This is a genomic window from Bacillus sp. P14.5 (assembly GCF_003316765.1).
In the GTDB taxonomy this organism is placed as follows: Bacteria; Bacillota; Bacilli; order Bacillales; family Bacillaceae_B; genus Rossellomorea.
In genome coordinates, this window is sequence record NZ_NIJF01000095.1 from 328,936 (window position 1) to 344,475 (window position 15,540).

The window sequence follows — 15,540 nt, forward strand, 5'->3', positions numbered from 1 at the left end:
CTACAATAGTGAAGTTAGCCTATAAAAAGGGACTTAGGACATCAGCCTGGGTTCCTCCCGTTTCAAGTCTGATGAAATCCTAGATTCAAAAGAAAAATTCATCCTTTTCAGAATTATGTAATTTATGGTAATATATCATGAATCAGAACTATAAATCGGGGGTGGACTACTTGAAATTAGCAGAAGCGCTGTTGGAAAGAGCCGACTTGCAGAAGAGGCTTTCCCAAATGTCGGGAAGACTTGAAAGGTCAGCGGTTATTCAGGAAGGGGAAGAACCCCCAGAGGAACCGCAAATCCTGTTAAAAGAGATGAAACGCGTTTTTAAAAAACTTGAAGAGTTGGTAACACTGATTCAAAAAGCAAATGCTTCAACGGATTTAGAACCTTTCGGGAAACTTTCCGACGCCCTCGTGAAAAGGGATATAATCATGCAAAAAAGACAGATGCTTCAAACCCTCGCCGACCAGGCATCGATAGTGGAAGCGAGATACAGCATGTCAGAGATCCGCAGGATTCCAACTGTAAGTGTTCGAAAAATCCAGAAAGAAATAGATGATTTATCAAAAGAATACCGTTTGCTGGATACAAAGATTCAGCAGGCAAACTGGATGACTGAAATAAACTGATTCATTCCAACCTTGTATAGGCTGCTGAACTGTGCAGGCGGTTCTCAGCAGGTGTACACACAGGTTGGATTTAAGGTGTAGCCTTATGAATATAGCGGATGCATTTGCTCTTTATGATGGCAGGGCTGGGAGAGTGCCTATCGGTTCAAGTCCGATTGTACAAATTATTCTCAGAACAAAGAACCCTTCATTGTGTATCAATAATTGTTACTACCACGCATCGGATAGGAATAAGGTGAGGGCGGGAAGCGGGATATATAGCTTGTATTCTATGAAAGTCATTTAAAACAAATAGGAGCTGCTGAAATGTTTATACATAAAATCGACGAAAACCTTTCCCTGAAATTACCCGAACTGAAGGATGCGGAAGAGTTTTTTGCATTAACGGATTCTTCTAGAGACTATCTGCGAGAGTGGCTGCCCTGGCTTGATGGAACGAAATCACCAGAAGATACAAAGGAATTCATCCAATATTCCCTCAAAAATTACGCTCAGCAAAAAAGTCTTACCGCACTCATTCTTTTTAAAGGAGAGATAGCGGGTACTGCAGGTTTTAACCAGATTGACAGGAGCAATGGTATAGCTTATATCGGGTACTGGCTGGGGCAGGGGTTCCAAGGCCTTGGGATCATGACCAGGGTGGTGGAGTCCTTAATAGACCATGCGTTTAGCGAGTTGGAAATGAATAAAGTAGAAATCAGGGCTGCGGTTGAAAACAGGAAGAGCAGAGGCATTCCGGAGAGGCTGGGCTTCGTTAAAGAAGGCAGGATCAGGTGCGCTGAGAAGCTCTATGGCAAGTATGTTGACCATGAAGTATATGGCTTGCTCTTAGAAGAATGGAAGAAAAAACAGAATTGAGGATTTAAATATGGATCTTAAATGCAGATTGCAAGACTTTCAAAGAAATGACTATCAAGGATACCACTATGAATTGGTCCTTGATGAAATGATAGAGAACATTGGACACCCTGATCCTGAACTGAGAGATCAATTAATCTATACAACACTCTATAGATGGGTGGAAAAAGACGTACTGACTGATAATAGTTTAAAATGGTTATTGAGTGTATCCTTAGATGACAGCCATCTCTTTTATAAAATAGGCGAGAGGTCCACTGACACCGTGTTTACACGAAGCTTCTCATCATTGTCAGCTGCATTGATAATGAGAAAGGATGCTGAAATTCAACGGCTCCCCAAAGAATTGATTCTGGCAGCAATTGATAAGACCATTCAATACCTGAAGGCTGAGCGGGATACCCGCGGCTATGTACAGGGGAAGGGATGGGCTCATAGCATTGCCCATGGCGCAGATCTTTTGGCAGCTTCCATTGCGCATCCTTATTTTCAGCAAAGTCAGATTCCTGCTTGTTTAGATGCTATAGCGTCTTGTTATAAAAAAGAAGCAGTTTACATGGATGACGAGGATGAAAGGCTGATATTTGCTGTTGAGGCTCTCTTGAAAAGAGGAATGACAGAAGGGCAGCTGCTGGAGTGGATTCATTCAATGAATGAAAACTTAAAGGGTCAACTCGAAGAAACAGGTTATTCGGTTCCTCTTTTCAAAAGAAAGAAGAACCTATTGGATTTTTTGAAATCGCTGTACTTCCGAATGGGATATATAGGTGAGTACCAAGAAGTGCAGAATGAAATTTCCGCTATACTGGAGCAGTGGCATAAAACTTTTTACAGAATCTAAGCGGAGGAGCTATGAAGTGGAATATATAATCAGAGAAGCGGGATTAAAGGATTATTCCAGTTTGAAGCCTCTACATAAAGAAGTTCATGATATACATGCGGAGGCGAGGCCGGATAAATATAAGAGGACAGAAGAGACACTCGATAAGACTTATTATGATGAGTTGGTTTCCTCTTCTGATTCAAAGGTTTATATCGTTGAGGATCAGGGAGAAATTGCCGGGTTCACTATTTTGAAAAAAACGTGGCCTCCTAAGTGGGATATCAAAGTACAGGCTCCCGTGGTATTCATGCATGATTTGGGGGTGAAGGACTCTTACAGACGGAGGGGAATTGCAAGGCTTCTGTTTGAAAAAGCAGTGGAGTTTACCAAAGAATGCGGCGCTGTCAGTCTGGAATTGGGCGTATGGGAGTTTAATCAAAGCGCCATTGATTTTTACGAAAAGATGGGAATGACAACACAGGCAAGGAAAATGGAAATAAAGATAGATTAGGAAGTTATCCAAGATAGCTTCTTTTTTATTGGCTCTTTTCGTAAACTTTGTTGCTATTTGTTACTAATTCCGAAAAAGTACCCATATTGAGAGGGGTAAATCTGGGAACACCGAAAAGAAAAGAGCTACTATCCCCTGATAAAAGATAAAACTCTTAGTATCCGGGGAAAAATCCGGTTCTTGGGATTTTTCCGAAAGCAACAATATATGCGAAAACAGCCTTTTTATTTGGAGAAAAAGTTGATTAATTGAACACCCGGAACATTATAACGTTTTACCACCTCCTTATTAAGGGAAAAGGACAGGATGCAGGTGTATGGTGACTGTCTGGATTCTAAAACGCTGATTAAGCTTATCCTTACAAACCGTAGTTTTGCTGTTGGTTTTTAACATTTACAGCAGGAAGCACCAATGTTGATTCACTTAAGCTACTGACATGCGGAAATTTATAAAAGCAGTAAAAACAAAAGAGGAGGCGGATAGAATGAGTGAGATTCAAAAAGGGACAAATAAATTCTATAAAGGCGGGGACGAGAATTCACCTGAAGCAGAATTAGTTTATTCCTCTGATCCCAAAGCGCTTGTCATTGAGCACACCGTTGTTTCAGAGCAGTTGAGAGGTCAGGGAGTTGGCGAAAAATTGGTTGACGAAGCTGTTCAGTATGCAAGAGAGAATAACTTGAAAATTGATTCCCAATGTCCTTTTGCCAAGCGGGTGCTCGAACGTGAAGATAAGTATCAGGATGTTTTGCAGTAAGAAGAGAAGAGAAAAGTTCTACTTAACGGAAGATTAAATGGTAAGAGCCTTTGCAAGACAAATGCCAAGCTAACAATAGTTCACTAACTAGAAAAAAGAGGCCGGAACCGTTATTGGATTCGTCCTCTTTTTTTATAGGCTCTTTTCTAAAATATTGTTGCTTTTTAAAGCTATTTTATCAACCTCCCTCTTTTACGGAGAAGGAGCCACAGCGACAATTTTGCGACTAAACCTCATTTGTGATTAATCTTTTTCATGGAGAAATAATAACACGGGTCCCTACTGGAACGGTTTTGGCAAGCTCTTCTACATCCTTGTTGTACATACGAATGCAGCCTTTTGAAACCGCTTTTCCGATGGAAGAAGGGTTGTTGGTCCCGTGGATACCATATGACTTTTTGGAAAGGGACATCCACATGGTTCCGAAAGGCCCTCCTGGGTTGGGAGCTTTGTTAATAATGACAAACTTCCCAATCGGTGTGGCTGACAACATTTTTCCGACTGCAATCGGATAGGTCTTAACAACTGTTCCATTCTTTAAAAGCGTCAATTTTCTTTGTTTGGTTGAAATTCTGATGGAGTAAGGAATCTGATCAGGGTCGGGAAGTCCGGGAATGGTGATTTGCTGCCCTGCGTAAATCATGCTGGGATTGGTTATGCTATTAATCCTCACTAATTCAGCGAATGGTGTACGGTAATCTTCTGAAATTGACCATAATGTCTCACCGGGTTTTACTGTATGCTGATACATGGCGTACCTCCAAGATGTGTTTATTGCAGAATATGTGAGCATCCGGGAAATCGTGGCTTTATTTAGGTAAGAAGAGTGAGACATATTATTTAAATATTGCTTTTATAACAGGTGAATACTTATGTTATCCCGTGCTAAAGAACTAAATTGCTATTAATGCAAAAATAATATTTTCAAAATATTTTGCGGAATGATAGACTAGTAGGAACAAACTTAGGGGGGACATTATGGATAAGAAACAAAGAGATGAAGTCATCGATGACGCAATTGGAGAAAGGTCGGTCAAGCGGCTGGAATTCAGAGGCGGGGTTTTTACCGCAACGATACCGCTTGTATTCTTTATAATCTGGGCGATTTCACTAAGTGTCGTTGAGCTTGTTACAGAGGAAGCACTTGTGCTCGGGATGGTTATCGGAATTGCCATAGGTCTTTTCTTCTGTAAATCAAAATGGGCTGATTATGCTCAAAGTTTATTTTCCGGAATGGCGCAGCCTATAGGGGTAATAGCTGTAATTGCCTGGTTCTGGGCGGGAATGTTCGCTAAATTGCTTTCTGCTGGAGGGCTGGTTGATGGGCTGATATGGTTTGGCTTTCAAACCAATCTGGAAGGCGGTCTTTTTGCAGGTTTGACCTTTTTGCTTGCAGCACTGTTTTCTACTGCTGTTGGAACAGGATACGGAACTGTCGCAACATTTGGTATCCTTATGTATCCTGCAGGTATCATATTGGGAGCCGATCCTGTAGTACTGCTTGCAGCTATCCTTAGCGGGGCTGTGTTTGGAGACAATCTGGCACCGGTATCCGATACGACAATCGTTTCGGCTACAACACAGGAAGCAGATGTTCCGGGAGTAGTGAGGTCCAGATTCAAATATTCTATTGCGGCGGCTATACCTGCACTTATTCTGTTCGTTCTGTTGGGCGGCGGAGGAGAAGCAGCGGGTTCAGAAGCCATGGCTCAGCTGCAGGAACAGGTCTCTCCTAATGGTTTACTGCTATTGATTCCATTCGTACTGGTTTTATATCTAGCTTTATCAGGCCATCATTTGCTTACTTCCCTTACATGGGGTATTGTAGCTTCCATTGCATTTATCATTATTTCAGGTACACCTTTTACAGAAGTCATCCATATTTATAAAGATGATACTGGCACAGCAGTGGTGGAAGGTGCATTAATGAGCGGAATCGGCGGCTATTTCAATATGGCAATTCTAATATTATTTATTCTGGCTGCCGCTCATTTGATGGAGGTAGCAGGCACAATGGAAGTCATCAAAAACTTCTTCCTTAAATTGATCAATAATGTGGTTCGCAGAGCTGAATTGTCAATCTTCGGAATCGTGGCATTCCTGAATATTTTCATAACAATCAATACGGCAGCAGAAATAGCAGCTGCGCCATTTGTCCGAAAAATCGGGAAAGAAATGAATATTCATCCTTACCGCCGGGCAAACTTCCTTGATACGGTTTCCTCTTCATTAGGATATATCTTTCCATGGAGCGGGGGCGTATTGCTCGCATGGGCGACCATAAAAGGGGCGGCTGATGAATATGATTTTCTGCCTATCGTCAGTCCGACAGAAGTGGTACCATACGTCTTTCAGGGATGGGGCCTGCTTATCGTGATGCTGATTGCAGCCTTCACCGGCTGGGGTCTTCGCTACAGCGGCAAAAATGGAGAAGAAATAAAACCTAAAGACTATAAATGATCATTAAATATAGATGCCGGAACAATGCTGATTCGTTTCGTTTTGAGATGCAAATGTTGAAATGACAGTGTATTGGCATCAAAATTGGTCGAAAAAGAAAACTCGCCGGGTTAATTGGCGAGTTTTCTTTATTAGGAATTCAAAAACATTATTTTAATGACCCTCACAGTTGCTGAGGCAATCTTAATTTTTCAAAGTATTATCCTCCTGTCGAGGCTGCCCATGCCCAGGGCTTACACCGTTGCCACGTGATGTTATTACAGCCACTAGTGCGGAGGATTCAGCGTTTAAATGAATATCTTGTCCTTAAACGGAGAACGAGCCAAATGAAAATAAGGGGAAATTTTACCGTTAAATACAGATTGGCGTTTGTTTAGGGGTCAAATAAGGGGAAATTTTCCCTTTAATCACTCGAATATCACTAATTTTTGAAATTTTTAGGTCATTAAGGGGAATTATTCCCTCTATTTCAGCCGATTTTGCCGCTAATTACTAAATAAGGGGAGTTTTTCCCTCTATTTATAAGACTGACTTTCCTATATTTTGCTGATTTAAGTAAAAATCCTAAGAGCCGGGTTATTCCCAGGATACTAAGGTTTTTCTCTCTAATAGGCGGAAGCAGCTCTTTTCTGTCGTGCTTACCAGAATATTTTAAGTGAATTAGGGTGTTATCTTCAGAATTCTTATTAAAAAGCAGCATAATTTATGAAAAGAGCCATTTATAAAGCTCTCTATTGGCTGAACCGGAATTTCCAACCGAAAAGTCCCGACACATATATTAAAGGTGAAGGAACCCGGCATTCTATTTAATGAGATACTAAATGAACAACGACGTTATATTATTAAAACCATATTAAACAGAAAATAAATTTACCAAAAGAACCATTCTAAAGGCTTTTTTGCATAGATTGTTGCTTTCGGTAAAATCCCAAGAGCGGATTTTTCCCCGGATACGAAGTATTTCCTCTATAAACGGAGAGTGTAGCTCTTTTCTTTCTTGCTTACCAGGATTTTTCGGGGGAATTCCGGCATTATTTTCCGAATTACATATTAAATAGCAACAATGTCTACGAAAAGAGCCTATCTAAAAGATTGAGGCTTTTAAATGCAATTTATACTCCTCATCCTTTTACGTAGAAGGATTGGAGTCGCGCACCTGGAGCGGAAATCCATAACTATTAAGACAGCCACAATCCTTGGGAATACAGCATTTTAAAAAGAGAGCACCAGAAAACCGAATCCATTAGCTTATAGAAGATAAGTCTTTAATATTAACGCAAGAAAAAGGACTGTCCCTTTTCTTGCGTTAATGTGTTAATCAGCTTAACTAGGCAGTTTCATAAAAGTTACCTACCCACATAAGCAGCTCCTTAGACGAACAGGAAATAGGAAGTGAAGAGGATGCAGAGCGCATACATGATCGGGTGTACTTCTTTAAACCGCTTTTGAGAAATCAGTGCCAGTGGATACAGTATAAAACCAAGTGCAATTCCCGTAGCGATACTGAAAGTCAACGGCATCATCAGGATGGTAATGAAAGACGGGATGACTATTTCCATGCGGCCCCAGTTGATTTTGCTCATCTCTGTGGCCATCAACGCGCCGACTATGATCAGTGCCGGTGCTGTTACTTCTGGAGTAATCACTCCTAATATCGGAGAGAAAAACAAGGCGATAAAAAAGCACGCTGATATTACGATTGATGTAAAACCAGTCCGTCCACCCACAGCGATTCCTGCGGATGATTCAACGAATGTAGCTGTGGTCGATGTACCCAGTACGGCTCCGACAACCCCAGAAGTGGAATCTGCAAGCAATGCACGGCCAGCGTTTGGTATTTCATTATTTTTCATCAACCCTGCCTGGCTTGCAACAGCTATTAATGCTCCAGCTGTATCAAAGAAAGCTACAAACAAGAAGGTGAAGATTACCGTCAGTACTTGAGGGGTGAATATATCCCCTAAATGATAAAAGACAACACCGAATGTAGGTTCAATACTTGGCACCTTCCCGACAAAGGAATCAGGAATACCAATCAAGCCGAAGGTCATTCCAATAATCGTCGTAATGACCATCCCTATGAAGATAGCACCATGTATTCCACGGACAAGCATCAAGACAGTGATGACAAACCCTGCGACCGCAAGGCCAGTCAATGGTGATGCCAACTTGCCGATAGATACGAAGGTGTCAGGATTGGCTACAATGATTCCGGCATTCTTCAATCCGATAAAAGCGATGAAAAATCCAATCCCTGCAGCTATCGCATGCTTGAGATCCTGCGGGATCACATTAATGATTTTTTCGCGGATTTTCAGCAAGCTTAAGATCATAAAAATGATCCCTGCCACAAATACACCTGTTAGAGCTACCTCCCAATCGATTCCCATCCCGATGCATACAGAAAAGGTAAAGAATGAATTCAACCCCATGCTGGGAGCTATCCCGATTGGATAATTCGCCAATATTCCTATTAGCAGAGTACCGACGATGGCGGATAAGGCAGTTGCGGTAAACAGCGCTCCTTTATCCATTCCGGCCTGGCTCAAAATGACGGGATTGACCACCAATATATATGCCATTGATAAAAAGGTGGTGATTCCAGCTAGTGTTTCTTGTTTATAGGATGTAGTTCGTTCTTCAAATTGAAAAAACTTCTTCATGCTGATTGACCTCCAGTTGTCATGTGTTGATAGTTGACTTAATATGTCAAATGAATTGAAAAGCTTAAAGCCGCTGCAAGTCAGGGCATCCCCAATCAGTAATTTTGTTTCACCCTGTATCTGCAATTTCAGGAAAGTAAGAATTCAATTGTACAAATTAAAAAAAGCCCCGGCAGCCATCAGCCGCCAGAGCAATCATCCATAAGAATAGAAATAATCAAAACAATCATCACTATCCTTGTAGACAAGCTATTTAAGGTAGCTGGTAGAAACGCTCAGGCCGTATTCCTGAACTTATACAAGGTTTATTATTCAAATATAATAGTAGTCATCTTACCAACATAGAAATAAACCGTCAATAGAGAATGGAAATGTCATTTAATTTAAATTATTAAGGCAGCTGTAATGACGCGCGTTTATCCAGCAGCGATAAGGGAATTTAAATCTATAATAATAGTTTATCGATATATTCAAGACCACACTCTTTTGGATAAAGGACAAACTTCCTGCAGGGAAGGGATGGGTACCATTCGATTCAAAAACTCTTCATTATGCATAAAATTCATAGAGCCATAATAGACTACCATTAGGGTTATTAAGATAGAACTGAAGAATAATGAAGACCTTGACCACCCTGCTAAACATAATATAATTATAATAAACAATAGAGTGAAGTCCTTTAAAGCGCTAAGCGTGACAGTCTGGTTTAGCGCTTTAAAGGACATCAGGATAAGGGGGCCGGGATGTGGAAGAATGTGTTGAATTTTGATAGTGAGAGATATCCATTTGTATTGTTCTCAATGTCCCATTTGACTGCCATAGGGATATCTATTCTCCTTATGATTCTTTTTTACATATCAAGAAATAAGATAAAAGCACATGGGAGGCAGTTGACCAGATACCTCTTGGTTTTTTTACTCATATTTGGTGAGGTTTCATTTCAATATTGGTATATCTTTAATGACAGATGGGATGCCGCCATTAACCTTCCTTTTCAGCTATGTTCTCTTTCACTGTATTTGTGTACGATCATGCTTCTGACAAGAAGCTACCGCATCTTTGAAATCAGTTTTTTTGTCAGTATGACAGGTGCTTTCGTTGCTATTCTAACACCGGAATTATTCTATGGATTTCCTCATTTTCGTTATTTCCAGTTTTTCATTGCGCATATAGCGATTGTTCTTTCCTGTTTATATATGGTTTGGATAGAAGGGTATAAAGCGACCTACTCATCTGTCTTAAAATCACTTGCGGCTTTGAATATCATCGCTTTTTTTGTTTTTTGATCAATATCGCAATCGATGCGAATTACATGTTTCTGCTTCATAAACCTGTCAACTCAAGTCCAATCGATTTACTCGGTCCATACCCGTGGTACATCTTACTTTTGGAAGCTGTGGCGTTCATCTTGTTTTCTTTATTATATGTCCCTTTTCACCTATCAAATAAAAAGATGTTTGTTAAACAGTCTTAATAAGATTTGTAACAGTTCTCATATTTGAGAAAAGCCTCAGTTTCCGACTTTCCAGTTGAAGACAGTGGCTAACTCATTGAAAGAGAAACAACTCTTTCTGATTTATTGAATTCAGGAACATTACCAGATAATACGATAATGTTGTATGAAGAGGATGGGAAAACTAGTCGATGTAAGTTATAATAATCGAAAATAAAACCGCCTGAAATCAAGGTTATATACTTGACTTCAGGCGGTTTTTTCATTTTATTTATCTCTATTAAAACAGATTACTTTTCAGGTTATTTACCACTTTTCCTGAACGTAGACGGATTGAAGCGGAAGGTGTGCGACCTCCTGCGGGACTAGCGGGACAGGTGAGACCCCACAGGCAAAGCCGAGGAGGCTCACCGCCCGCCCCGCGGAGTCGTGCACCTGGAGCGGAAATCTATTTTTTTTACTCAGCCTCTTTTTGTAGAGAGACAAGTTAACGTTCTGCCAGTCATAAGCCACACAAAATAATGGTCTTATTGTCCGAAATTAAGGAAATAATTGTATAATACAATTAGAACAAACAAAGAGTAGGGGGGATTTCATTGAAAGAATGGAGAGGCGCTGCGGCTATATGTGTAAACGATAAGAGGGAAGTACTTGTAGTCAGAGGTATGGGAACTGATTTATGGAGTGTTCCTTCTGGAGGGATAGAACCAGGAGAATCACCTGAAGAGTGCTGCATTCGTGAGGTAAAAGAAGAAACAGGCTGCGAAGTTGAAGTTTTACGAAGATTGCAGGTCAAGCAGACAGTCATCAAAGGAATAGCTGTAACGACTTATTATTTTCACGTGGAAATGTCAGGAGGATATTTGGAAGTAAATGATCCTGATCAAAACATAGAAGAAGCTTGCTGGAAATCAATCGGCGAATTTGCGAGACTGAGTCAAATGTATCCTGAGGATTTGCCTTTGCTTCAAAATATAACCGAATCCTTTTAATATCATTACATAAAACATTCTGGAAGCCTTTTCAAGGGCTTCTTTTTAAGATTTTTTATCAAAACTGTGCCCTGGAATAGAAGCCAAACAGTGAAATTAAACAAAGGAATATTTCGAAAAAATGAAACCATTTTTGGTTGGGGAACGACTAATGTGCAGGTTGCAAGGGGGGATGGAAGTGAAAGAATCAAATTTACATGAATTATACGAATCATGCTTTCAAGATGTATACCACTATCTTTTGTACTTTACAAATAGTCATTCGGAAGCTGAAGACTTGACTCAGGAAACATTTATTAAGGCTTTTAAAAGTTATGCCCGGTTTGAACATCGTTCATCCATCAATACGTGGATTCTTTCCATTGCAAGAAGAACAGCGGTTGATCACTACAGAAAAAGAAAAATGATCTCCCTGGTGCCTGAATTAATAGGAAAACTAGAAAAAAACAGCAGAGGAAATCCGTTACAAGAGTTGGAAAGGAATGATGATTATCATACTTTGCAAAAGGCGTTATCCACTTTAAAGCCTGACTACAGAAATGTCGTCATTCTAAGAGGTCTAAAGGAGTATTCGGTTAAAGAAACAGCAGAAATATTGGGGTGGAAGGAAACCAAAGTTAAAGTGAATTATCACAGGGCCATCAAACGTTTAAAGGGTCTGTTGTCTAAATCCCATGAAGGAGAGGTGATATTTCATGAACAAAAGAGAGGTTGATGAATTTTTGCAGCCGCTGAAAGAAAGACCTGATTTGAAACCGCGTCCAGAATTCAGAGAGGAACTGCGCAGCCAGTTGATGGGAGGACGATTGAATCCTGCTAAAAGCAAGCGGACCAAGTGGATCCCCAATTTTGCGGCGGCCTTGTTGATGCTGGCGGCCGTGTATATTGGGTCAGAAATCATGTTTTCATGGAACCTGAACAATTCAACTTCCACACCGGGAAATTTGGAAAGTCCTGCCCGGCTCAATTCTGACAGCATAGCAGACATTACTGAAAAAGAAGCAGCTGAATTAATTGGAACTGCTTTTGCTCATTATTCTGTAGTAGTGAATGGGGGAGGTCCGAATACGGGGAGTGGATTTAAACATGATGGTGTGGAGTATAGGTATATGGGAGAAGACTTTAGGACAAAGGAACAAGTGCTTTCTTACTTGCAGGAAAAGTACTCGGAGAGAATCGCTTCAGCCATTTTTGACGAAATCCCTTATATTGTGGTGAATGATAAATTGGCTCAGCCCAATAAATCTTTCACGGGTGAACTGCTATGGGCGGATGGTGAAATACTTAGTTACAAAAAAGATGGAAAGAAGGCCCGTCGGATAGAATATAAGGTTCATATTGAAAACAGTGAAAAATTTTCAGTCTTCGAACTGACCTTGATCTATGAAAATGGTTGGAAACTGGACGAAAAGCTGCCCTTTGCATACGGTGACAATTTGGAAATCCCAGATGAACAAAAATCCGAGACTCCTGCTGCTGCATTTTCACTAACAGAAGCAGAGCAAGCGGTTTACGAAAAATTCTCTGCGGATTATAATGAGGAGCATCTTAGGGACCTTGAACCTGTCAGCATAGCTAAGCTTTATGTTATAGCAGGATCGGAAAACAACTACGAAGCGGAATATGCCTTATATACTGACAGAGAAGAATATGTAAGATGGACAGAAGAGGAACATTTAGAAATATCTCTTTCTGAGAAAACTACAAAAGAAGAAATTCTGGAAATTTACAACGGCATTCAAAACGGAAAATTCATCGAAAAAAATGAAAACCATGGTTATATCGAATTCAATAATAATGGCCTGAAGGGGTTTCAAATGATCAAAGATGAAGACGGAATTTGGAATGTTGGTTTCATGCCAATTCAATAAAGTACCTTTGACCGGTCATAGCTTGTCCGGTCTTTAACTATGGAAATGGAGAAACTGGGAAATACTCTTTTAATAAAAATTATTTTATAAAAAATAAACACATAGCTTATGAAAGAGAGATACGAGAAAAGTAAAATAAAGCAGGATTAAAAGAAATATATGGTAAAATAGTATAGAATGCTTAGATAGTTGAATATAGCCGTGTAATAAGAGAGATAAATACCAAGGGGATCAAATAATATACCTATTGGGATAAAAGAAGACGGCAATAAAGCGAGACTATAGATTCATCACTAGTGCACAAGCGGAGTTATTCCACTCGGGTAGCAGTATAAGGACTTGACCGGCATAAATCATAAAAATAATGTTGCAGTAATAATCATTACTTAAATATAATAAGTAGGAAGAAATATCCACATTCAAGCTTCACAGCATATAGAGTAAAGACATAATTTGGGAGGGGGCTGCTGGGTGAGTATCGAGAGTTTGACTTTACTAATTTCAATACTGATTATCAGTATATCAATCTATGCTTTATTAAAGTATAGTCACCTCTTTAAAGAGACAATGGCTGTCGTCCTTTTTCTTTTTCGGCATCCGTTATTACATGGGGAGTCTTCTTTCTTTTGGCAATTGAATATAGCTTGGTTGAAAACATAAGGACGCCGGGAATGGCCGTTCTGTTCATCAGCTTGTTTTCATTTACTATGCTGGCGTTCAGTCTTGTCTTTTATAACCTGAAAAATATTGAGCAGGATAAAAATTCTTTAGGTTATTTTATAAGCAGTATAGTAGCGGGAGTATTCCTGGTAGCCATTCAGTGCACCCTCTACCTGGAACTCACAGGTTTTGATACATATATCCTTAACAACACTCTTCTGTTCGCTGTGCTTCATACCATTATAACTTTATTCCTGCTTACAAGGGTGCTGCAGCAGATCAGATTCGATCAGCTGCATTCCCGGGTCAAAGTGAAGAATTTATCTTTAGGAATCATATCTATAATTTGCGGTTATTCTCTTTTCTGTTCTTTTATTACAGTTCTAGAGTCATTCAGTTTGACTGTAAATTATGACATATTCAATGTTGAATATGTCAGCACGATCCTGTTATTTGCCATCACCGTTGCACAAGGAGAAAGACAATACCTGGATGAACGTGCCAAGTTAAACTATTTGGCCTATCATGACTCTCTTACAGGCCTCCATAACCGTTCCTATATGCAGGAGAGCCTTTCTAAAAAGACCGGGGAGTCAAAACTGCCATTTTATGTATTACTATTGGATCTCGATTATTTTAAACATATCAATGACACGCACGGCCATTTTTTTGGAGATGAAGTGCTTATAAAAGTCTCATCATTTATAAAAAGTAAATTAGGTCCTCTTGATCGGGCAGGACGCCTGGGAGGGGATGAATTCGTTATCTTTTACCATGAAGAAATGAATGACTTATCGATAGAAGATTTTTGCGGCAGTATTTTGGATTACTTATCCAATCCCCTCGTTATCAACGGCCGTCAAATAACAGTAACAACCTCAATCGGTGTTGCTTCATACCCTGATAATGCCGAAACTCCTGGAGAACTGCTGGTCAAGGCAGATATCAGTATGTATAAGACGAAAGGAGATGGACGCAACTCTTTCACGATTTTTAACAACCAGTTAGAGGAGCAATTTAACAAGGATATCACCTTCCAAGCCGATTTAAGCAAGGCTCTTCTTAATAATGAATTTGAAGTCTACTATCAGCCTGTTATCAGCCTGAAGGATAAAAAAGTGGTCGGTTTTGAAGCACTGCTGAGGTGGAACCACCCGGAGAAAGGGATGGTAAGCCCCGGGGAGTTCATACATATTGCAGAGGAAACGGGAATGATTGTCTCCATTGGGGAATGGGTGGTCAGGGAGGCTTGCAGGCAGATTCATGACTGGAACAGGCTGCTGAATCAGGAATATACCATTTCTGTCAATCTGTCACTCAAACAATTTTCAAAGAAGGATATCTTTGAAGTGCTTTGGGATATTATAACGGAAACGGGGATATCCCCCTCACTTGTCACAATAGAGATAACAGAATCAATGGCTATGGTTAATACAGAACATACTCTTTCCCTTTTAGAAAAATTTAAAGTCAATGGAATCGGGATTTCCATTGATGATTTCGGAACAGGCTACAGCTCTCTCAGTTACTTGAAAGACTTTTCGATTCATAGTATTAAGATAGATCGTTCATTTATCAAAAGTGTGAATGAAAGCGGTAAAGATGATGCGATCGTAAAAGCGATCATGTCCATTGCAGAAAACCTTGGCATAGAAGTAGTCGCAGAAGGAGTTGAGCTTCCTCAGCAGGAACATTTTCTAGTAAGGGAGCAGTGCCGTTATGCGCAAGGGTACCATTATAGCAGACCACTTAACAGCAGCGATTTGCTGAAATACCTCAAAGGAAACAGCATTGTCCCTTCAGCTGACCCGGCGCTGCCTTGTTAGACAATTTATTTTTCAAGTAATGCCCTTGGTCTCACTGTTT

General features: G+C 40.2%; 12 protein-coding genes, 1 pseudogene and 1 riboswitch. Of the genes and pseudogenes, 11 read left to right on the forward strand and 2 right to left on the reverse strand.

Annotation, left to right across the window (positions count from 1 at the left end):
* Window positions 1–170: 170 nt before the first annotated feature.
* The 5 genes from B9Z54_RS19665 (at window position 171) to B9Z54_RS19685 (ending at window position 3,575) form a co-directional block, all read left to right on the forward strand.
* The gene (locus tag B9Z54_RS19665) at window positions 171–626 is read left to right on the forward strand and encodes a DIP1984 family protein (RefSeq protein WP_113930067.1); all 456 of its coding nucleotides are present in this window, start codon (window positions 171–173) and stop codon (window positions 624–626) included.
* 306 nt (window positions 627–932) lie between these two features.
* Window positions 933–1,484: a GNAT family N-acetyltransferase gene (locus B9Z54_RS19670; RefSeq protein WP_113930068.1), complete on the forward strand. Its 552-nt coding sequence runs from the start codon at window positions 933–935 to the stop codon at window positions 1,482–1,484.
* A 10-nt stretch (window positions 1,485–1,494) separates the two neighbouring features.
* A complete protein-coding gene (locus B9Z54_RS19675; protein WP_113930069.1) occupies window positions 1,495–2,325 on the forward strand; it encodes a DUF2785 domain-containing protein in 831 nt (276 codons plus the stop codon).
* A 16-nt stretch (window positions 2,326–2,341) separates the two neighbouring features.
* Window positions 2,342–2,818 carry a GNAT family N-acetyltransferase gene (locus B9Z54_RS19680; RefSeq protein ID WP_162785296.1) on the forward strand — a complete coding sequence of 159 codons (477 nt, stop codon included), beginning with the start codon at window positions 2,342–2,344 and terminating at the stop codon, window positions 2,816–2,818.
* A gap of 484 nt (window positions 2,819–3,302) precedes the next feature.
* Window positions 3,303–3,575, forward strand: coding sequence for a GNAT family N-acetyltransferase (locus B9Z54_RS19685; RefSeq protein WP_240190015.1), 273 nt, complete (start codon window positions 3,303–3,305; stop codon window positions 3,573–3,575).
* A 253-nt stretch (window positions 3,576–3,828) separates the two neighbouring features.
* Here B9Z54_RS19685 and B9Z54_RS19690 read toward each other — a convergent pair whose 3' ends face one another.
* Entirely contained in the window at window positions 3,829–4,326 is a 498-nt protein-coding gene (locus tag B9Z54_RS19690) for a L,D-transpeptidase family protein (RefSeq protein WP_113930072.1), read from the reverse strand.
* 227 nt (window positions 4,327–4,553) lie between these two features.
* On the opposite strand from B9Z54_RS19690, the gene B9Z54_RS19695 reads away from it, so the two are divergent.
* On the forward strand, window positions 4,554–6,035 hold the full coding sequence (locus B9Z54_RS19695) for a Na+/H+ antiporter NhaC family protein (protein WP_113930073.1): 1,482 nt from the start codon (window positions 4,554–4,556) through the stop codon (window positions 6,033–6,035).
* Between the two features lie 1,370 nt (window positions 6,036–7,405).
* On the opposite strand, the gene B9Z54_RS19700 is transcribed toward B9Z54_RS19695, so the two are convergent.
* A complete protein-coding gene (locus tag B9Z54_RS19700; protein WP_113930074.1) occupies window positions 7,406–8,698 on the reverse strand; it encodes an NCS2 family permease in 1,293 nt (430 codons plus the stop codon).
* A 221-nt stretch (window positions 8,699–8,919) separates the two neighbouring features.
* Window positions 8,920–9,020: riboswitch (purine riboswitch) on the reverse strand.
* A gap of 517 nt (window positions 9,021–9,537) precedes the next feature.
* Between B9Z54_RS19700 and B9Z54_RS19705 the strand changes: the two are divergent.
* The 5 genes and pseudogenes from B9Z54_RS19705 (at window position 9,538) to B9Z54_RS19725 (ending at window position 15,500) form a co-directional block, all read left to right on the forward strand.
* A pseudogene (locus tag B9Z54_RS19705) lies at window positions 9,538–10,172 on the forward strand (YwaF family protein).
* 575 nt (window positions 10,173–10,747) lie between these two features.
* Window positions 10,748–11,143: an NUDIX hydrolase gene (locus tag B9Z54_RS19710; RefSeq protein ID WP_113930075.1), complete on the forward strand. Its 396-nt coding sequence runs from the start codon at window positions 10,748–10,750 to the stop codon at window positions 11,141–11,143.
* A gap of 172 nt (window positions 11,144–11,315) precedes the next feature.
* Window positions 11,316–11,858 carry an RNA polymerase sigma factor gene (locus B9Z54_RS19715; protein ID WP_240190024.1) on the forward strand — a complete coding sequence of 181 codons (543 nt, stop codon included), beginning with the start codon at window positions 11,316–11,318 and terminating at the stop codon, window positions 11,856–11,858.
* Window positions 11,839–13,014 carry a DL-endopeptidase inhibitor IseA family protein gene (locus B9Z54_RS19720; protein WP_113930077.1) on the forward strand — a complete coding sequence of 392 codons (1,176 nt, stop codon included), beginning with the start codon at window positions 11,839–11,841 and terminating at the stop codon, window positions 13,012–13,014. The genes B9Z54_RS19715 and B9Z54_RS19720 overlap by 20 nt, the downstream gene beginning before the upstream one ends.
* 626 nt (window positions 13,015–13,640) lie before the next feature.
* Window positions 13,641–15,500 (forward strand): putative bifunctional diguanylate cyclase/phosphodiesterase, encoded by a 1,860-nt coding sequence (locus tag B9Z54_RS19725; protein WP_113930078.1) that lies wholly within the window; start codon window positions 13,641–13,643, stop codon window positions 15,498–15,500.
* Window positions 15,501–15,540: the final 40 nt, after the last annotated feature.